Annotated in this window: 21 protein-coding genes and 3 pseudogenes; 20 read left to right on the top strand and 4 right to left on the bottom strand. The window is 39.5% G+C overall.

Translation table 11 applies throughout. From position 1 onward, the window contains the following. Positions 1-241: 241 nt before the first annotated feature. Positions 242-1042, top strand: a complete 801-nt coding sequence (locus tag L6442_RS14985) for an SDR family NAD(P)-dependent oxidoreductase (protein ID WP_212977991.1) — start codon at positions 242-244, stop codon at positions 1040-1042. 202 nt (positions 1043-1244) lie between these two features. Continuing rightward, positions 1245-1430, top strand: a complete 186-nt coding sequence (locus L6442_RS14980; RefSeq protein WP_212977992.1) for a hypothetical protein — start codon at positions 1245-1247, stop codon at positions 1428-1430. 164 nt (positions 1431-1594) lie between these two features. Here the strand turns inward: L6442_RS14980 and L6442_RS14975 are convergent, their stop codons facing one another. Next, positions 1595-1894, bottom strand: coding sequence for a hypothetical protein (locus L6442_RS14975; RefSeq protein ID WP_212977993.1), 300 nt, complete (start codon positions 1892-1894; stop codon positions 1595-1597). Positions 1895-1910: 16 nt separating this feature from the next. Then, positions 1911-3254, bottom strand: a complete 1344-nt coding sequence (locus L6442_RS14970; RefSeq protein ID WP_212977994.1) for an MFS transporter — start codon at positions 3252-3254, stop codon at positions 1911-1913. 140 nt (positions 3255-3394) lie between these two features. Between L6442_RS14970 and L6442_RS14965 the strand changes: the two genes are divergently transcribed. The 11 genes and pseudogenes from L6442_RS14965 to L6442_RS14915 all read left to right on the top strand — a co-directional run bounded on the left by L6442_RS14965 (position 3395) and on the right by L6442_RS14915 (position 12598). After that, positions 3395-3997, top strand: a complete 603-nt coding sequence (locus L6442_RS14965; protein WP_194544159.1) for a TetR/AcrR family transcriptional regulator — start codon at positions 3395-3397, stop codon at positions 3995-3997. A 57-nt stretch (positions 3998-4054) separates the two neighbouring features. Then, positions 4055-4206: pseudogene (locus tag L6442_RS33080) on the top strand (IS5/IS1182 family transposase); the annotation flags it as partial. A gap of 1752 nt (positions 4207-5958) precedes the next feature. Continuing rightward, the gene (locus L6442_RS14955; RefSeq protein ID WP_212977995.1) at positions 5959-6498 is read left to right on the top strand and encodes a DUF2971 domain-containing protein; all 540 of its coding nucleotides are present in this window, start codon (positions 5959-5961) and stop codon (positions 6496-6498) included. Between the two features lie 425 nt (positions 6499-6923). Beyond that, positions 6924-7166 (top strand): hypothetical protein, encoded by a 243-nt coding sequence (locus tag L6442_RS14945; RefSeq protein ID WP_212977996.1) that lies wholly within the window; start codon positions 6924-6926, stop codon positions 7164-7166. A gap of 693 nt (positions 7167-7859) precedes the next feature. Beyond that, a complete protein-coding gene (locus tag L6442_RS14940; protein WP_237100322.1) occupies positions 7860-8072 on the top strand; it encodes a GNAT family N-acetyltransferase in 213 nt (70 codons plus the stop codon). 569 nt (positions 8073-8641) lie between these two features. Beyond that, on the top strand, positions 8642-8941 hold the full coding sequence (locus tag L6442_RS14935) for a hypothetical protein (RefSeq protein WP_212977997.1): 300 nt from the start codon (positions 8642-8644) through the stop codon (positions 8939-8941). 244 nt (positions 8942-9185) lie between these two features. Then, complete coding sequence (locus tag L6442_RS14930; RefSeq protein WP_212977998.1) at positions 9186-10205, top strand: TolB-like translocation protein; 1020 nt, start codon at positions 9186-9188, stop codon at positions 10203-10205. Positions 10206-10670: 465 nt separating this feature from the next. Then, positions 10671-10943, top strand: a complete 273-nt coding sequence (locus L6442_RS14925; protein ID WP_212977999.1) for an alpha/beta hydrolase — start codon at positions 10671-10673, stop codon at positions 10941-10943. A 38-nt stretch (positions 10944-10981) separates the two neighbouring features. Beyond that, complete coding sequence (locus L6442_RS33075; RefSeq protein WP_212978000.1) at positions 10982-11266, top strand: prolyl oligopeptidase family serine peptidase; 285 nt, start codon at positions 10982-10984, stop codon at positions 11264-11266. 281 nt (positions 11267-11547) lie between these two features. Next, positions 11548-12084 (top strand): nucleotidyltransferase domain-containing protein, encoded by a 537-nt coding sequence (locus tag L6442_RS14920; RefSeq protein ID WP_212978001.1) that lies wholly within the window; start codon positions 11548-11550, stop codon positions 12082-12084. 202 nt (positions 12085-12286) lie between these two features. Then, positions 12287-12598 carry a DUF3889 domain-containing protein gene (locus L6442_RS14915; RefSeq protein ID WP_212978002.1) on the top strand — a complete coding sequence of 104 codons (312 nt, stop codon included), beginning with the start codon at positions 12287-12289 and terminating at the stop codon, positions 12596-12598. A 408-nt stretch (positions 12599-13006) separates the two neighbouring features. Here L6442_RS14915 and L6442_RS14910 read toward each other — a convergent pair. Beyond that, positions 13007-13409 (bottom strand): annotated as a pseudogene (locus L6442_RS14910) (transposase); the annotation flags it as partial. A gap of 329 nt (positions 13410-13738) precedes the next feature. Here L6442_RS14910 and L6442_RS33070 point away from each other — a divergent pair. From L6442_RS33070 to L6442_RS14870, 7 genes and pseudogenes are all read left to right on the top strand, one after another. Beyond that, positions 13739-14418 (top strand): annotated as a pseudogene (locus L6442_RS33070) (transposase). Positions 14419-14598: 180 nt separating this feature from the next. After that, positions 14599-15477, top strand: coding sequence for a hypothetical protein (locus L6442_RS14895; RefSeq protein ID WP_212978004.1), 879 nt, complete (start codon positions 14599-14601; stop codon positions 15475-15477). Between the two features lie 619 nt (positions 15478-16096). Further along, the gene (locus tag L6442_RS14890) at positions 16097-16555 is read left to right on the top strand and encodes an NUDIX hydrolase (RefSeq protein WP_212978005.1); all 459 of its coding nucleotides are present in this window, start codon (positions 16097-16099) and stop codon (positions 16553-16555) included. A gap of 25 nt (positions 16556-16580) precedes the next feature. After that, a complete protein-coding gene (locus L6442_RS14885; protein WP_212978006.1) occupies positions 16581-17009 on the top strand; it encodes an NUDIX domain-containing protein in 429 nt (142 codons plus the stop codon). 84 nt (positions 17010-17093) lie between these two features. Beyond that, a complete protein-coding gene (locus tag L6442_RS14880; protein WP_212978007.1) occupies positions 17094-17321 on the top strand; it encodes a hypothetical protein in 228 nt (75 codons plus the stop codon). A 144-nt stretch (positions 17322-17465) separates the two neighbouring features. After that, positions 17466-17765 (top strand): hypothetical protein, encoded by a 300-nt coding sequence (locus L6442_RS14875; RefSeq protein ID WP_212978008.1) that lies wholly within the window; start codon positions 17466-17468, stop codon positions 17763-17765. Next, positions 17759-18943 (top strand): hypothetical protein, encoded by a 1185-nt coding sequence (locus L6442_RS14870; RefSeq protein WP_212978009.1) that lies wholly within the window; start codon positions 17759-17761, stop codon positions 18941-18943. The genes L6442_RS14875 and L6442_RS14870 overlap by 7 nt, the downstream gene beginning before the upstream one ends. Before the next feature lie 200 nt (positions 18944-19143). Here L6442_RS14870 and xerS read toward each other — a convergent pair whose 3' ends face one another. After that, positions 19144-20187: a tyrosine recombinase XerS gene (xerS, locus tag L6442_RS14865; RefSeq protein WP_373871798.1), complete on the bottom strand. Its 1044-nt coding sequence runs from the start codon at positions 20185-20187 to the stop codon at positions 19144-19146. Between the last annotated feature and the right edge of the window lie 41 nt (positions 20188-20228).

Genomic DNA, 20228 nt, shown 5'->3' with positions numbered 1-20228 from the left:
GGGTCACCTCTATTTACTCATATGGAAGATACATATCGCTATTAACCAAATAGACCAAAAGCACTCTATACATGATTATTATAGTCTCTGTTGAATGCCGTTTCTACAAAAGAGAACCATAACGAGTACTGAGGCTATTAATCCCGCTAATAGTATAAACATGATGTGGTTAACCCATGCCTATCGACAGTACGATGAAGATAATTTATGTCAGATAAGTTCTAAATAGGAGGTTTTTTTCTTGATCAAGTATACTTATCGTAACAAGCTAGCAGTAGTCACCGGTGCTTCATCCGGAATAGGGAAAGCGTATGCCAACGAACTGGCGGCACAAGGCTGTCATGTTGTTCTGGCAGCGCGCTCCAAGGACAAACTGGATTCAATGGCCAAGGAAATCAACCGCCAGTATGGCGTACAGGCTTATGCATTGGCTTGCGATTTGTCCAAAGCGAACGCCTCGCGCCAATTGGCCAAACAAATTTCCGAACTGGGCTTGTCCGTGGATATTCTCATCAACAACGCAGGCGTTGGCACCTATGGCCGTTTCGAAGAAATAGACCCGGAGCGCGAGCAGGAGGAGATCATGCTGAACACGGCTGCGTTAGTCGATCTTACGCATCGGTTGCTGCCCGATATGCTGAGGCGAAAGGACGGAGTCATCGTTAACGTGGCATCGATGGCCGCGTTCATGCCTTGTGCTTATTCAGCCGTTTATGGGGCTACCAAAGCATTTGTATTGTCCTTCTCCGAGGCGCTATGGGCGGAAACGCGCGGGAGAGGCGTTCGCGTGCTCGCACTGTGTCCAGGTGCAACCGAGACGGGGTTTTTCGATGCGGTCGGCAGTGAGGAAATGGGGGCGGGCCAAAAGCTCTCGACCCCGGAGAAGGTTGTACAGGCCGGATTTCGCGGGATTGATCAGGGACGCAGCTATATCATCGATGGCCGTAACAATTACCTTATGGGTCAAATGATTCGATTTTTTAGCAGGCGCAGGGTAGCCTTGTTCATGGAACGCATGTCAAGGCCAAAAAGACACGGATAGCGGGATCCGGTTCTTTTGAGGATCTACAGCTTGTAAACCAATTTAGCGGTAAGTGTGTTTTACCCCAAACGGTTATTCGCCAGAACTTATTTTGCTTTCGAATTGGCACGAGGAATCGAAGGAACAGGAGTTTCATAATTTGCATTTCATCCGGGATGGGTAAAATCCAATCTGACCAGTAATGCTCCTTGGTATTTAAGTAATGAATGCAAGGGCACGTTCCTCCGATTGCAAACCGGGGGTTTACGCCGCAGCAGCACAAGAAATTCAGAACATGAATGGAGCCTTTATTAACGACAAAATGAAGGTGGTGCCTGTTAAGGCTAATTTTGATGAAGAAGTGCGAAAACGATTGTGGCGTATGCATGAGGAACTAACCGCCAGGTGATGATGGCTGGCATGTTTATTCTCCTGAAAAATTGAAAGCCTCCTTGCGAAAGGGGGCTTTATTTGAAAAGCAGTGAAAAAACTTGTCGTTACAGACAGCGCGGTGAACCTTATCACAAGTAGGGCGAAGTTTTTGCTCAGAATTATTAAGAAAGGTAAGACCTATCAGGATAAAGGAAAAGCCCCTTGCGCTATTGTTTCAGCGGAAGGGGCTAAGCTTAAAAAATACTTTTCGGTCTCCTCGTTGAAGGCGAGCTCGACGCTGCCGATGTGCTTCCTGTCGTCCAGCGTGATCCTCTTCACGATCAGGTGCATTAGGGTCTTGCGCTGCGGGAAAGGCGAGCGGCGGAGCAGGGGGTCAAACCTTCCCACTTTCAGCCGGCATTTTTCCTTCTGCTGTATTTTGTTTCCATGAGTCACAGTTGAGTTGCGGGAAGGCCTTTTTGATAGCGTTCCTACGTACACTGGGATATCCCTAAATTCACCTTAAGCCATTGGCCGGATGCCTGTTCAGATCATCTTGGGAATGATCTGCTCGCGTTGCGAGTATTAGAAAAATGCCGATAACTGACATAACGATGACAATGATAAAGGAGATTGTAAAGTTAGTATTGAAGGATAAAAATCGACTTAAAATAGAAGGACCAAATGCACCTCCTAAAATACTTAAAAGCGTGAAGATTCCCATCCCGATACCAATCTCCGTCTTTTTCAAGGTCGATGGCACAACATTGGCAGCGGATGATACTAATGTGGTATAGCCGAGCGCAAAGATGAACATGACTATCCCAATGCCGATGGGCATGTCTTGCAAAACCGCCATAAGCAGTGCTCCCAGAATCATAAAACCATGACCAGCTAGGATAATGATCCTGCCATTGTACTTGCGAGAAAGTGCTCCCATGTAAGGGCCGAACAACGAACCAATCAGTGCGCCTGGGAACATGACGATGCCGATCAGGCTTGCTTGCAAGTTACCGCCCTGTTTTAGAACCAAGGGCAATAAAAATAAAGCGGCCGGATATGCAGATGTGCCTGCAAATACAGAGAGCAAGGAATTTCTGTAGTTTTTGTTAGCGAGTAAAGAGATGGTGATAAAAGGTGCGTTCTTCCCGCGTATGTGGAATGAAAACGCAATAAGCATCAGGACAGCAATTATTAAAAGATAAGGATTTAGGCTGATACCTAGTACCAGAATGCCTACTGCCAAGGAGAATAATATAGCTCCTAAGACATCGAATTTCTCCCCTTGTGCAACATTAGTAGGGAAGTGTTTCACAACAAATGGGATAATAAATACGATCAAGAGAGAAACAACAAAAAGACCGTGCCAACCAAACAGTTGAATAATAAATCCACTGAGGACCGGGGCTACTCCACCCATCAGCGCGTAAGTAGTAGACACAAGGCTTAATGCTTTGCCTCTGTTCTCGGGTTTGAAATATTTAGGCGGAACTACATACGCTAGGGAGGGAATAGCCGCAGCACCAGCTGCTTGAATAATTCTTGCGGTTACAACGGCCGGAAAAGAGCTCGAAAAAACCCCCATTAGCGAACCCAGAGTGAAAAGGGCTATCCCTATTAGTATTAATGACCGTGCAGAGAAACGGTCGGTAAGCTTTCCATACGTACCCGAACCTGCTGCTAGTACAACTGCATACAGCGTCGTTACCAGACTGCTTTCGGAAGTGGACAGATGCAAGTCTTTAATAATAAATGGAACAGCAATATTGAACATATAGACATTCATCGTGGCCAATGATGAGGCAATTAATAATAGGGCCAGTAATGCTTTTTCGTTTATAGGTTTTGCGATAGAATCCATCCTCAATCTCCTTCGACCATAATTCTGTTGAATTTGCACTAAATTTAGATTAACATTAAACGGAGAGCTCTCCTCTTTATATTAAGCGGAGAAGTCTCCACATGTCAATATGAACCAAGTTTAGTATTAGGGGTGTTAACATGTCTGAGGAAATCAAGGTAATTCAGTCGCGAATTGAACGACGTGATGCCGCCGAGAATCGTCAACGAATATTGGTCGCAGCCCATAAACTTTTTGAGCAGAACGGCGTGGACCAGGTAAGTATGAACCAGATCGCAGCGGAAGCCCAGATAGGTCCGGGCACCCTATATCGTCGTTATGCCAATAAAGGTGAATTGTGTTTGGATTTAATAAAAGACAGTGTCCTTCGGTTCTTCGAAGATATTGAGCAGTATCTATTGCAGCATCAGCAAGAGCCGCCGGATCAACGGTTAAAAGGAATTCTCAAAATTTACATGCCTTTCATTGAGAAGAAAGCACAACTGTTAACAGGAGGCAAGGGATCCGCGTCAGCTAAGCGACTTCCGTATCAATCACAGAATCCGCTCTATAACAAAATGCATCAAATCGCAGTCGAGTTATTCGATGAGATGGCAACAGCGGATCATCCAAGCCCAAATAGTATATTTAAAGCAGATATGCTGCTGATCGCCATAAGTATTGATTCATATTTTTATCAAAGGGATGTTCGTGGCTATTCACCCGATGAAATTTTGGAACACCTTTGCTCAACATTCATTTAAAGGGGTTTGATGCAGTTTATAATCTGGATGATCTTCAGCGAAAAAAAATACTTTACGAAGCAAATTAGTCACCACGTCTGGGCTGATTACTTGGAGGAGGCAGACCACCTCCGCCGTACGGAACAGAACAAACGAATTTACTCTCAACGCATGCCATGCTCGTTTTTGCTTGTATGAACCTCAAAAAGTTGGCCACCTGGCTCTGGAAGCCAGGTGGCCAAGGCCGGCGGTTCAATGGATTTTTCCTTTTCATAGCTTTCAAAACAAGACAAACTGGAAATACAAAATGTGAGGAAAAAAAACATTACAATCCATAAACATATGTAAGACGACAAGAACATATATCGTTTGCCGAAAAAGACAAGAACATATAGTTAACCGTAGTTGATAAGGATTCTCATAACAGATGTAGTTTTTAGCATTTTATAATACATTGGATGAGCAGGGTCGAAAGAAGCACCGAGTGCGATAAGTGTAAGGAGAAAATAAATTTCTAGACTGAGAAATAAAGTTGAATGACAGACTCATTCTTTAAAATAGGGCGTAATCCACATTTGCTTGTCCATATTTTTACTTAATAATATGTTGTGGAATATGGATTTAATGTAATGAGGGAGGATGAGTCTATTGGGGAAAATAACTTCTGAAGTCAGAGCGATAATTGAGAAGTACCGTTATCATCGATAACTGCGTAAATATTCGGATCAGCAGGTCAATACAAAAGGTTTACCCGAAAAATCAATTTAGATTAGATAGATTATGGATAACATGAGGCCGGATTCGATGCTTTACAATAAAAGAGGAGGTAATGTACCCAAATTTGTGTCATTAATATAGTCACATTTGTGTCATTAGTCATTAGATAGATTATTGTCTTATGACACAAAAGTGGCTACATTAAATAAAATTGAGAAACCTGATTTATCGGGGCTTTTTTATTTTAATGTACCCAAAATTGTGTCATTAAAAAATGCACAAAAGTGACCACATTGTAGGATTTTGACACAAATGTGGCTACATTGTGGAGAGCACATCAAGAAGAACCATAAATCAGCTTAGTTGAGATGAAATTGAATGCTAACGGAACGGAAATCCACATTTTTCTAGAACCCGCGGTGCGATTTCTTGTCAGTGGTTCGTAACAAATGTTGATTCAAAAAAGTAGCAGTACAAGGAGACCAGAATTAAAGCTCTCTTTTTCCTTAAACTTAGTAAGCAGTAATTGCCATTCCAACAATTGCAGCTATAAGAGATAAGATCGCTACTTTAACAACTAAAATTTTTATTTGAAGCGCGTTAATAATTTTCAAATGTTCTAGGCATTCTTTATAAATCGCTTCGAATTTTTGGGACTCTAAGCTAAAGTCTAACTATTTAATCTTATCATCATAATAAACCTTACTAACGTATATTGATATTCAAAACGGAGTTAATGAGCAACGAAATAAACAAGTCGTTATAGAAATAACGAAACTGAAATAAGACCTATCAAAATAGATTAACTGATGGCGAACCTAAATACTTATGAGAAATTTATCCTGATCTTATGCGCGACGAGATTCTTCGATCTATTCAAGAATTCAGAAAAAGTAAGTATCACCGTGATTGATTACTTAAGTATACAATATGTTTGTCCTTAGATAACCATACGAGAACATTGAGCGTACAAAACAAAGATAAATTTCTAGATTTAATCCAACTGCCTTAGAATTTAATATGAAGTACGGCACAAAATATCAAATCAGTCTAGATATAATTGCAGTAGTAAATTAATGAATATTATCGATTACGCAGTGCCACTTTATCAAGATGATGATAAACTTGAATGGTGAGAAATTTTATGGGGGTGTTTTTATATGGTATACGATTTCACCGATAGAGCGAAAAGGATCATGAATCGAAGCGATCTATCCGCTTTTTTAACTCATCTTACGAAACCTCAAAAGGGGGAGGATGGTAAGATGATGGACCCCAAGGATGTGCTTATTAAAATCCTAAATGAAAAGAAGCTAGTCGGTACAGACAAAAAAGCCTTTGTCGCTGGGAATAGTAAGGTTATTTGTTTTCAGGATCTACCTTTGTACAGTGTATCACAAAACGCATATTATGAAGGTGTTGATCTAAACGCAAAGCCAGGATATATTTCATACAAAGAAAATGCCAGATACGTCCCATTTGGCCTGTTATTTACCAAGAAAACATTATGGGACAAGGGCGCAAGGCCAGTTATTTATGAAGACAAGAGGAGTTTTCTTGAAAAGCTTGACTCATCGGAACATTGGCGGGTTGTACATATGGATTTAAGTAACCCAGCCGATTTAAAGGATTTTACACATGAACGTGAATGGAGATTAAAGACAGACGAGTTCACCTTTGAGTATGAGGATGTATATATACTCTTAGATGAATCTTTTTCGTATCGATATTTCGTGAAACATGCCAGCGAAGAGATTCAGAATAAAATTAGAGGAATTATTATGCTGCACCCAGTTATTTTCTAAACAGCTTTTTCTTATACTTTTTTTCTCGCGACATATTTTAGCCGAAGATCGACGGTCTTCGGCTCTTAGATATGGGCATGATTGCTGTAGGAGACTGCATCGTCTCAAGAAACTTAGATGGAATAAAAATCTAGATTACCTACGTTCTCTATTTAGAAAAATAGACCGTACTCTTTTGGGTTTTGAAGTAAAGAAGCGTGGGGCAGTACGGTTCTCGTTCGTGGCTTATTTCTCTACTGCTATTTCAAAATAAACGATTTCACATAATCAAATGTAATGTTTTTTTCATTAACTACAAGAGCTACGTGATCAATGAAAACATCATCCAGAGTACCTACCAATTTGCAGACAGTAGTTGTGATGACAATCATTAACCCTATGTGTTGAATGAATTTGGGTTCAGAAATCTCAAAAGGATGAGACATATGCACCGGAAATTTGTATCTCCTCAAACAAATGAACTTGAATGGCTTCAAGCATCTTACGACAAGAGAAAGAACCGTTCATTTGAACTTGGTGTAAAAGCGATTGATACGCTTATCAAAGAGGGTAAAATGGTTTCGTACCGAACTGTATCGGACAAATCTAAAGAAATTAATCCAGACGGAATAGGTATACACCAAAATACAATCCGAAAGAACCAAGAGCTTCATAATCATTTTCTTTAACATAGTACTACTAAGGCTTATAGGCCTCGCAAAAGGTCACACAAGGCCTTAGACGATGATTTAGATGCATTCAAGCACATTAAACAGGATCGCGTGACATAGATCGAGTTCGACAGCGCTATATGCAGCTTACTAAGCCTGAGTTGGTCGATTTACTGATACGGATGGAACAGTATATTGCGTATCAGAATCATTATTGGCTGAAAAGAGAATTTGTAAAGACACAGCTTGAAATTGACCTGGAATGCTCGATCGATGACCTGAACGCTGAGAAGGATAGCATTATTTTTGTTGAAGCTAAAGAAAATCCTGGACGAAGACCATTTCCGAGGAAGGCACATTTTTCGAAATTGTGTCTATGGGAAAATCAATTGTAGTGTCGGCTACACCCGAACGGTTGTCAATTGCTAAAACATAGATGTAGGGCAAAGACAGGGATACCGTATTCTCCTTACCATTTATCAGAGGTCTTTACTTGCATTTTCTACCTGAAAAAAAATAAAGCCAATGGCACCACCGAATTTTTTTCATTTGAACTGATTAAGCGAGAAGAAGTGGTTAGTTTATTTGATGTCACAAGACTCAATGAAGCTATTATTTATGATACGAATCTTATCTTCCTTGACAGACTGATCTAGCTGTGCTTGCGAAGCAAGACGGGGAAGTTGTTGGTGTGGCAGGAGCAAGTGAAATATGCTAAAAACTGTGACAAATTGGCATAGCAATTTGGGATTGGATAGTTATCTTGTAAACAGGTTAACTTTTGAAATTTTGGAACGTGGTGAGATACCGAGTTATGACGTAATCGCAAGTAACATTGCTTCACAGATAGTAGCTCACCGATTAGGGTATTTTCCTGCGTGGGTGTCTGATTGGCGATGCAATTTTGTAGGACTTGAACAGTAATTGTACCTCAAGTAATATCCATGAAATAGGCTACCGCAAAAACGCAAGACAATACTTAGTTGTCTGAGGACAAAAACATTGACCCATTGAAAGTCGCTATTAAAGCGGCTTTCTTATTTTAGTACAAGTTCTTGTACCGATTGCCAAAAAGGACAAGAACATGTTCCGATAACCGGTTAGATAAGTATCTAACTTCCGCGAAGACCAATGTACTAGATATACGAACTGGTAGGAGGTTGAAAATTGGTGTAATCCCATATGCTGGAGTATTATAATAGTCACGAACCTTATGTTTATACGGTTTGGAAACCAGAAAGGGGAAGTTAATTGACTAAAAAAAGTATGAAATTCTTTCCTATTGACGGTGGTGGGATCAAAGGACTTTATTCTGCAATCTTTTTGGAGAGGTTGGAAAATGAGTACGGACCAATGTGGCACCACTTTAAGCAATAGCTGTAGCTTCTGGAATCCCAGCTAGAACGATTGTTCAATTTTACAAAGAATCTTGCCCCAAAATATTTCATTATATATTCCAAAAATTCGGAATTTTGTAGGAAGGGGAAATGGCCTTGGATATCAAAATAATTACAAATCCAGGTCAAATGGAGGTTTTGCAAGTCATCGGAAACGGATTGTTGGTGGAGTTTCTACCTGAAAAAGGCGGAGATATCTATAAAATCTGTATACATGACAACAACATCCTGTGGGAAAGTCCTTGGGGAATTGCGAAGCTTGGCCATCGAGTCGATTACTGTCATACTTCAAAGGAGCGATGGCTGCAGTGCTACCCAGGAGGCTGGCAAATTCTGTTCCCTAATGCAGGAGAAAGACAGCTTCTGTCATGGCGTGATGCACAATTTTCATGGTGAAGCCTGCCAAGTGCCATGGCAATATCAGGTTGAACAAGTATCTGATTCGTCGGCTACAATTACTTTTTCAACACGACTATACAAAACGCCATTTTCCATCGAACGCGTCGTCATGATCGATGAAGCAGATCAATCGATAGCGATCCAAGAATTCCTATTAAAACAATACCAATAACCATAAACTATGCAGAAGTAATGAGGATGATTCCTCTTTACTTCTGTTTTTAAAAAGGCGGGAAATACTGTGAAAAGAGCTTTATCTACGACCCTTTGCTTATTACTCTTAGTATCGACTGCTTGGTTTATATTTGATAAAAGTACTACAAAGCAATTAAGTAACGACAAGCTGTTAATCACGTTTACAGACCAAGAACTTAAAGTTACATATTATAATTTTCACAATGGAAAAAATCATGCTCTATACAGTAAAAATGCTTCAGATTACCCCACTTCTGTTTTATCAAAAGATGATGAAACTTTATATTTTACTGATTTTGATTCTGATAATAACACGCAGCTTTTTGAAATAAATCTTAAAAATAAAGAAGAACAACAGTTAACGAATGGTTTCTCTTCTATTGATTTCTTAAAATTAGATGAATTAAGAAAAAAGATATATATGCGCGTATTAATAAATGGTGCGCGAAATTTTCATATCGCAGTATATGATCTTGATTCAAAAAAAGTGGACATTTGGAATCAGAATGATTTAGATACAAGTGTAAAGGATTTTGATTTAAATCAAGACGGTAAGGTCTACGTCCTTAGCTTTTCAGAAAAAGAGTCACATCAAAAGATTAATGATTTCAATCAAAATCAGGGTTCCTTTAAGCCAGCTAGGTATACCTTCAGCATTTACAATTCAAACGGATTTAAATTAAAAGATGTGGGTTCTGTTGAAAAACACATCCAGGACTTCTCAGTTAATAAAGGCAAAATTCTGTTCTCAGTAAATGAGAAACCCGAATCTGATGATTCTAATTTTTTAATTTATGAATTAAATGCCGAAAAGGGAACTTTCAACACTATACTCTCTTCACATACCAAAGATTTATTGAGCCTCCAACAACCTCAGTTTTCTTCAGACGGAAGGTATGTTTATTTTATTGGAATACCGAAGAAATACAATGTTCTTCAAGATGACCATGGAACAAAGGCTAAGCAAAAATATCTTTATCAATACGATTCCATTAGAGACAAGATCACAAAAATTTGGGCCAAGGATGGCGGTATTATTAACAACTACTCAGTTATTTCAGACTAGAGTTAGCATCGCTTTAATTTTTTAAAAGCTTAAGTAAGCCGCAAATTAAAAATTTGGCGTAAAAAGAACTAAGCTTACTCCGATCGTCAACTTCTCTACCTAAGCTAACAACATCACGACGGTATTCATTAACTATTAGCTCATCAATAACATTCGTGAAGTGAAGTAAAAGTGTTACATTAAAGGGACCTCCTTAGGCTCCTTTTTAGTAGTTCTCGTATTAGTTTTCGGATCAGTTCCGTTGTTCCTTTATTTCCAAACAAAAGACCGAACCTTTCAGAATGATGGAAGTGGTTTGCGAAGTTCTAGCGTTCCTGGAACAGATGCAGGTGGAACTTTGGGAGAGTTCAAAGGTGGCGACAAAGTCAATATTAGTTTGCAACTTTTGCTCGATTCCGGTTCTACTTATAAGGTTAAGTTTTATGTAAACGGAGTTCACAAGCATACTTTCGAGCTGGCAAAGCTATGGGAAATGGGAAATTTGGTCCATCTACATCCATAGAAGGTGCTATAAAGGGAGTGGAGCTTCTTTCAAAAGGCATAGCCGTAGATTTAGCAACTGAAAAAGAGGTGTTATGGTCAATTAATCGGATTGTATTAGTTGGTAGTAGTTATGGTGGCGGTGTAGCAGCATGCGCTCTTGGATTGACTGAATTAGCTGATTCTGCGGTTTTATTCTGTTCCTTGCTTGAAACAACAAAACAAAATGAAAAATCAACTGAACCTGAAAGCAACTAATCACATTGCTGCCATACCTAAGGCGGTGTCATGAAAATGTGTTTCGAAATATAGATGGTAATGAATGGAATAACTTTTTAATCCGGAAGTCTACTCTAAATCCACTCCCCCATATTAAAAACCTACTCAATCGTAGGTTGCTTTTAATACATGGCAAGGAAGATAAAACTATTCGTTCTTATCATACCGAAAGGTTTTATAACACATTAATATCTGGTGGCAGTGAAGCTAATTCTCAATTCCTGACCGTTGATGGCGTTGGTCACGGGAAAGTACTTCGTTCAAAAACTTGGGATTATTGGACCAACTGGATATTGAACTAACGGGAGACTGTAGCTCAATGAAGATATTTGAAGGCAGCTGACCCAAAGCCAACTGCCTTTTGCTTAACAGGTAAAGTTTAATTAAAACCGTTTTTTTATTTTACGCAATTAATTCATTTTGACTACAATTAGATTATATTAGAATTTGGTTGGAGTTGAGGAACAAAAATATCTAAGTGACTCAATTATGAGGTTTTAAACGGATAACGATATAATAGAGTAACGCCAGCATCTGGAATAGTGCAAAGAGGTAGGAATTTCATTTGTAGAAGGGGATTATCATGAAAGAGCCAATGTTTGGAAATCAGACAGAGTCACAATTAAGGGTATTATGTGAAATCAGTGCAATTTGCGCAAGAATTGAATGCATATTCTGGTTGCGTGGTGGATGGGCAATCGATTTTTTAATCGGGAAAGTCACCCGTCCACATGACGATATAGACTTGATAACATGGATACAAAACAGAGAGCAGTTAGAATTCGCTCTTGCTGAAGCTGGTTATGAGCAAACGTCAGTGAGGGAACAGTTTCGTGCGAGGCAGTCTGATTTTCGTAAGGGTGACGTAGAAATTACATTTGGCTACATAACCAATACCGATGATGGAAGCATTATTATGAATGACTTACCAGAGTGGGTATGGCGACATGATTCGTTGTTACCACAAAGCCTCATATTAAACGGAATATCGGCACATGTCTTGAGCCCGAGGCAACTTTTGGAGGAAAAGGAGATTTACAAACAAATTGGTAGGGAACCTCGATCCAAGGACGAAGTTAGCAAGAAAATACTGCATAGTATAATAACAGAGTTAGATTGAGCATTGAACAAATTACTCACAGAAAGCCGCTCCATATGTCAGAGCGGCTTCTTCTATATATGATGGAGGGCAACGGTTAGTACCTAACGGAGTTACAGAGCTAAACTGGCTTCAGGCATTATGCTAACGGACAGGATAAAGCGGATCCTTGAAGGGGAAAGTAACGATGGATTGAAAATTTCATGCTTGCATGGAGGTAAGTATGCGCCGTTCTTTACTTTGTTTTATCGTCTCAATGGTTCTGTTGACTCCTTGTTATGTTCATGCTGCCCCTGATTACACGAAGTTTGGGAAAATAGCCATGCGGGAAACGCAAAAACGTTACCCAAATGCATCCATCATCGATTATTTGCACATGGGTCGTTCAGTTATTTCACCGGTGCAGACAGAGGAGAAATTCAGGCTTTGGCTCCGTCGGAGAGATCAAGCAGAATTCGGCGTTTATGTTTCGATTATTTTCAACTCAAAAACCGAAGAGGTGCAATCAATACAATTTAACGAAACGGATAGATGATCTGAAACAAATGGTTAGTCTGAAGGTGCGTTAAACTCCCTCGAAATAATTCAATTTCCTCACTCAGACTCATGAATTCGCAGGATTTCACCCTGAGCTAATCATGAAAGAAAAGAATCCAGGGGGAGTCGGTGGCTGGGGACTATAGAAAGGGCATGCGGGAACAAGGGGTGTTGTGTCCAATACCCACTTTGTTCCATATCATGCACGTCTCCACGTCACCCTAGCGATTCTCACTCCCATGTCTCAACGGGTCGCTGCCCTATCATTCCTTCGTCACATCTGGCTAGGGGGTGGAGGTCGGTTTTTCTAACGGAACGGGTCCGAGCCCTTTTGTTTAACATCTGCCGATACTCCGTGCTTCTTGTCCATCCTGCGAATGCATGAGCTGGTGAGGAAAGCTTCGCTTTAGGCTGCTTGTGGAACGACTTTGGACGAGTCGTATGGTTTGTTGTTATTAGCAAGACCCACAAGCATACGCGCCACTTTACCGCACAATTTCATAATGGATTTCATCCTCTTTTGCTTCTTTTCCTCAACATTGCGGTGGTGTAAGGCTCGCATTCTCCGGATTGGTCATCACCATACACATTGTCATGAGATAAAGAAAACGCCGGAGACGAGGGCGGCCGCGTTTGCTGAGTACCATTTTTCCACGCCATTTCCCAGAGCTGGCCTCAGCCAAGTTTAGACCCGCATGGCGAAGCAAGGCATTTCCGTGAACATAGCCGCTAAGATCTCCGGCTTCACCTAACACACCGGCTAGGCTGGTTACATTTACGCCTCGAATAGCAAGCAATTTCTGAGCGTATAAGCCATTTCATCGTTTTCACCTGTTATAAAGAGAATTATGTAAGAATATTTTCACCCCAACAATCCTTAAACGGACACTGCTGTTATACATTACCATCGCTATTTTAACGGGCCCCTGTCTTTTTCCGGAAACGGAAGAACATATACAAGATAATGCAAATGGCAAAAAACACTGTACCTCCGAGTGAGCGAATGATCGCCGAATCAAGGCCAACATACAACAAAAGTGCTTCGAATGGCGCATAAAACAAAGCTACAACCAAAAGAAAAAGTAATCCATTGAATAAATTGGATACAGGAAAGGCACCTTTGCATCGTTTTTGTACCATGACTGCATTCCAAAGTAAAGGAACGAATTCAAAGGCAAGTATACTTATATCAATGGTTAAAACAAAATTAAGACTGAAAGTCCCCCAATTAATTGACGCCTTAAACGGACGTGTGCGTAACCATCATCGTCAAATGATTCGTATGCATTATGACCATTTGAAGTACTTAGAAACTCATATTCAAGATTTAGAAACATTAATCGATAAGTTACTTTCTCCTTATCAAAAAGAGACGGATTTATTGGTAACTATTCCGGGGATCAAAAAGGATGCCGCGGCGAGCATTCTAGCCGAGATTAGTGCCAACATGTCAAATTTTCCATCTGAAGGACATTTAGCTTCATGGGGAGGGCTAAGTCCTGGGAATAACGAGAGCGCAGGCAAAAAAAGAAGCACTCGAGTAAAGGAAATAAATATTTGAAGTCCATTCTTTGTCAAGCGGCGTGGGCAGCTACACGAACGAGGGGTACACGCCTATCAGCTTTTTATTATCGTTTAGTTAAACGACGAGGACCGAAAAAAGCAAATATGGCGTTGGCCCACCTCATGCTGCGGATTATTTATGAAATGCTAAAAAACCACACTCCGTACATGGAACTTGGCGAGGATTACTTACCAAAGAAGGAAAGAAACCTAGAATATTGGATCCAACAAATTCAGAAACAAGGACCAGGTTAAGATCCAAGAACAAGAACCTGCGTAGTGACCTAAAAATTGTAATTTCGATTGTTGGGGGAGCTTTTTTGCGCCTTTTTTAGTGAACAAACTCCATTTTCGTATAAATGTTGGCGGGACCCCTATATTCGTAACGGACTGAGCGACCTAACTAGCATTTGGAACACAGAGGGTTGGGACACATTGATTCTTGATGCCCTAGAGCGTGAATGGAACAATCTTTATGACGTTGAAGAGAATCCGTACTGGAGTCTTGAGAACGTTACGAGTCATGATAAATCTCTCGCATTTCATAAATTGAAGAGAACTGTTGAAACAGCTCTTCACGATTTATATCAGAGAGAGCTTACAAATCATATCGACCAAATGAAGCGCGAAGGAGATGACATGTGGATCACCTTCTCAAAACAAGTTCATAATGCTTCGGAAACAATTACTGCTGCAGACATCTGGAACTTACGAAATCAACTCGATCGCTTATTTCTTCATTTCACGTCCCTCGAAAAAGCTAGACTCTTGTCCAATTCCCACGGCATCTCGCTAGATACTACAGTATCTTCAGCTGAATTGAACAGCGTGGATCTTGTGTCCATTAGCTCGGCGGATTTGAAAAAGGCTCCAGAGAACAATGGACATGGATTGATTAAAAGTACCTCCGAGACCGCAAAGAACATCAATCCGACAGACGAGAACAGGGAACAAGTAATAGCCGAGGGTACTTCTGGAACCGCAAAACATGAAGGCAACAGCACCACATCTGCAAGACACGTATTTGAGGTCGAGGAAAAAGTAGCGCTCCCGCAACCGAACAGAATCCAGTACAATAACTGCATTTTGGAGAAGGACGGTCAAATTTGGTTCGTTGAGCAATATGAGCCTTTCAAAAGTGCTGGAGAGAATACGAGAATGTACATAAGAATGGACGATGTCCCATATCGGATCCATATCAGTGATGAAGATGTACGAGATTTGCAACTATCCGTCGGAGCATCAATTGACGTTGCTTTCTGGGAAAACAATCCGACCCTTCCTAAAGTACTTTGGGAAAATCGAGACAAGTAATTCTTTCAATTCAGGAAGGGGTACAGCATGAGCGTTACTCTAATTAGCGAAACGGCTTTAATAAATTGCATATCGATCCTTCATACAAAAAAGCAGACCCTCGGTGGAAGCATTAGTTTTATTGAAGGAGATGTTTTCGAGGTTTTGCATTGAAATCCACTTAAACTTTCGTTAGGACAAGAACTCGGCTTTACCATCTCTTTTCACCCGAGGGATTAATTGTATTCGAAACACAACCGATAGCAGCGTACGAAAAAGTGTATTATGTGTGTTCTTCCACCTAATTTCCAGGAAAAAATCAGTATCGCCTAAAGGAGATTCGGGTTCCTGTACGGAATGCATTGTGCTTAATAACAGACTTAATAAGATGAGCTCGAAGCTTTAATTCAGTGCAGAGTTGAAAATATTGTCGATACGGTATTCGACTTCTCATGGGTATACCACTCCCTCTGCAAGCAACAGGACTGAGTCGAATGTAAGATCGCTGAAATACAACGACAAAAAATAATAACAAAATGTATACAAATAATTGTGACAAATGACATAAGATCTTAATAGCATCGTTAACAACAAAAATGCTATCTTAGGAAAGTTAAATTGGGAAGCTCGAGGTGTTATTGTGATCAACACAAACTATGCTCGATCAAGGGATTCAGCGGGGTTCGTTTTATTTGATGACCAAGACAGGGTTTTGCTTGTTCATCAAACTTACGGAGAAAAAAAGTGGCATATTCCTGGTGGTATTCAAGAGGATACAGAATCTGCTTGGGATACTGCGCTAAGAGAATGTAAGGAAGAAATAAATATTGATATTGATCCAGCAAAAATTATCTTAAGCGGAATGTATTTCTTACCACACAGAAATGCTTATGTCTTTATTTTTAAGGCCTTAGAGTGGCATGGCACTCCAATTCCTGATGGAATAGAAATTGATGAAGTTAGATTCTTTGATGTTAATGAATTGCCAACACCTATCGAGAATTTTGTAGTTGAACGAATAAGGGATGCTAAAGAAATGATCTCTCCTTCTGTTTTTTTTAAAAATCATCATTTGAATGATTTCAAGATCATAAAATAACCACCTATTTAGGAGGTTGTACATATTGAGTATTCAGAGAGATGCAGCAGGGTTCGTTTTGTTTGATGAGCTTGGGCGAGTCCTGTTAGTACATCGGACATATGGTGAAAAAAAATGGGGAATTCCTGGTGGACTTCAAGAAAGCGGGGAACCTGCATGGGAAACTGCAATACGAGAATGTAAAGAGGAAATAGGCATTAATATTTCTTTATCAGATGTTTTATTATCAGGAATGTATTTTAGGAATAACTCATATGTATTTATTTTTTTAGGGAAATGGTTTGGTTCACCTATTCCAGATGGCGTAGAAATTGACCAAATTGGTTTCTTTCCGTTGGATCAACTGCCCTCACCTATATCAAATTTTACTATCCAACGAATTAAAGATGCCGCTGATTATTCTGGTAATGTTGTAATGTGCAAGCAAGAAACTAAAAACTATAAGTTAAAGTAAACCATAGTACTAACTTAGGAAATTTAATGAAATTGCAAGAAAAAACAGTACACCATGTGAGTTAAAAATGAAGGGGGCGGAAGAATGAGTAGTACTAATTTCAATCAAATAGCAAAAGTCTATAATTTAAAGGGCGGTTATTCTAATGAGATAGGTTCGATGATAGTAAATTTTATCAATACTCAAATAAATCGTTTAAATGTTGATTCATGTCTTGAATTTGGTGCAGGCACTGGCCTAGTTACTGAGCATGTTAACGGCTTTCGTGAAGGAGAGAATGTGTTTCTATATCAAGCACACTGTCAAACTTAAATGAATTTTGTCGGAAGTTTAGAACATTAGAATCATATACATAATTTATCATATATAGTAATTTGAATATATCACATACCTTTTAATGGAAGAGTTATTATATATTCACCATTTTTTAGATTTATATTGAGAGAGAGGTTTTCAATGATTTCAAAAAAGAAAATTCAATGGATGATCCTAACGGTGGTTATCATATTGATAGTTTTTATTTCTTACAAATACTTTTTTAGGGAAACTATTAAAAATGAGGCTGAGTCTAAGGTTGCTACTGAGTTAACAATGAACGAGGCTATTGAAATAGGTAGGGTTAAAGTGAAGGAATGGAGTAAAGAGGCAAATTTATTGAAGATAATAAGTCAAGATGAAACCATGGGGGGGACACGTGGAGAGACTGGAAAAAGATATATTTGGAACCTCTATTTTTCAGATCCTAAGAAATGGTGAAAATCACTAAAGGTAATGCAGATTTATCAGGGCCATACCAGGGGCCTATCAATGGACAGACATTTTCAATTAATGATATCAAGTATGATAATTCTGATTTATTGAAGAAAGCAAAGGAGAAATATCATTTACAACCTGGCGAAGATTGGGCAACTGGATATCATTTTACTGCTGATTATATTGACGGTCTCCCCACACTTACAATTATATGTTTAGATCAACAAAAACAATTTACAAAGATTTATTATGACACGCGTAGCGGGAAAGAAATAGATGCTCAACATAAAGTCGCGTATGGTGGGGAATTCATGGGATTAAATCTGAAGACGAAAAAAACAGTTTCATCACATGACAGCATGGCTGTGCGGGGAGTCACTACAAAAAATGACTTAGTAGTCATTTGGGGAGATAAACATCCTACGGAATTTAATATGGCTCATGATCCATTTATTGAAATAAGTCGAAACAATGGAGAGTCTTGGACCCTTTTAGATTCTAAATTAATTATAAATAATGCTTGGATAACAGATGAAAGTAAGATTATCGCATCTACAAATAATGAAATATATATTTTGGGGCTCGATAATACTCAGAAATTCCTTTTATCAGTGAATAGTAATATTACTGGAATTGATTGTACTACGAATGGAAAAATTGCGTTTTTGACTGAAGATGGATTCGTTTATTCATCCATAGATTACGGAATGAACTGGACAAAGATGAAAGTTCCTGAGTTATCACGGGCAGTTCAAATTAATAATATTGGACAAATATTTCTAGCAACGAATAGTCAAAAAATATTGATTTCTAATAAGAGTGCGGAATGGATAAACATTTCTCTTCCTGACAAACTGGCACAGGTTCAAGTAATTAATGACAATATACTTTGCCTTTTTAAAGACAATTCTTTAAGAATCTACAATCTGAAGCTGAAAGATTGGAAGGAAGTAAATAACAGTACATCGATAAGTATGCTTCTTAAAGATCATGTTAACTTCTACGCATTTTCAGAAGAGACGGGAGAAGTATCGGTAATTATGAATGGAGGTGATGCCACTGGGTGGACTTTAGGTAATATTTACAAAATGGAGAAGGGGTATTTGACAAGCGTAAAGAGTTCTAAAGGAAACATCTTTCTTGCCTCGGTTCCAATTTATCTTTGGAAACCATTAAAATGAGAGGAGAAATCAAATGAAAAAAAAGGTGAATTTTTTATTAGAAGATAATGTACCCAAATTTGTGTCATTAATGTAGTCACATTTGTGTCATTAGACAACAACAATCGCGAGTTATATACATATGTACAAAATACGAGTTTTGTGAAAATGTATTAAAGAAAACCGTCCAACGACGGCCATTTTCGCATTTTCCCATTTTTTTATTTATCCATATTATTAACGGCTTTTCTCATCTCTTCATCTGTTAAATGCGTATAGATCATCGTCGTCTGGATCGACGAATGCCCCAGCTGATTCTTCAGCTTCGGCACATCGTTATTCTCCAGATGGTAACGAGTCGCAAAAGAATGCCTCAAGGAATGCACAGTCAATGCCGGCTTGCCAAATGCTGCAGCGTATTTTTCGATCAGCTTTTCAATTGATCTTGGCGTCAGCCGCCGGCTTTTGCCTTTACGGCCGATTGGCGCTGCTATAAACAAATAATTTTCCGATTTTTCCGGTACATATCGTGTTTCCCGGATCTTCAAATAACTCTCCAGGTCCAACAGCGCTTGTTGGCTAAAATATACATATTGTTCCTTATTTCCTTTACGCAGCACGCGCACCTGGCCTTTATTCATATCCAAATCCTCAACATTAATTCCCGCTACTTCGGATAACCGCAGTCCGGATCCAAGTATCAGCGATACAATCGCAGTATCACGTTCGCGGTTAATTTCATGAAATCGCGCCATGCGTTTATTGGATTTCTTTAGTTCACCAAAATCATGAGCCACAAACTGGCGGAACTTTTCAAAATCGTCTTCACGCAAAATTTTTCCTTCAATCCGATTAGCGATCGTTTCCTGGCTTTCCTTAATGGAATTAAAGTCGATCTTGGCCATGACATTACGCTGTATATACGGCTTTAGATCCCGGGTTTCGGCCTTGTTCTGCAAATAATCAAACAGCGATTTTAATGCAGACAGTTTACGGTTGATCGTATATTTGTTGTTGCCGAGCTGATATTCCAAAAATGACAGGAAATTTTCCACTTCGCGAACGGTCAGCGATTCAAGTACGGATAATTCGATGTCTTTGCGATGATCAGCAGCCAGTTTTTCTGCCACAAGCCAATCGAAAAAGATCAGATAATCATGGCAGTAATTCAACAGCGTGGTGTGTGACAGCTTTCGTTTGCGGCTATCGATGTATTCGGTAACATACCAAGGAAGCTCGGCGCATTTGTCATCCACGCGGTTCATATAATGCAGCCTTGCACTTTTATCCACTTATTACCAATCCC

It is taken from the genome of Paenibacillus azoreducens (genome assembly GCF_021654775.1).
In the GTDB taxonomy this organism is placed as follows: Bacteria; Bacillota; Bacilli; order Paenibacillales; family Paenibacillaceae; genus Paenibacillus_AQ; species Paenibacillus_AQ azoreducens.
Note: the sequence above shows the minus strand (reverse complement) of the source record. Positions and strands in the feature narration are given on the sequence as shown.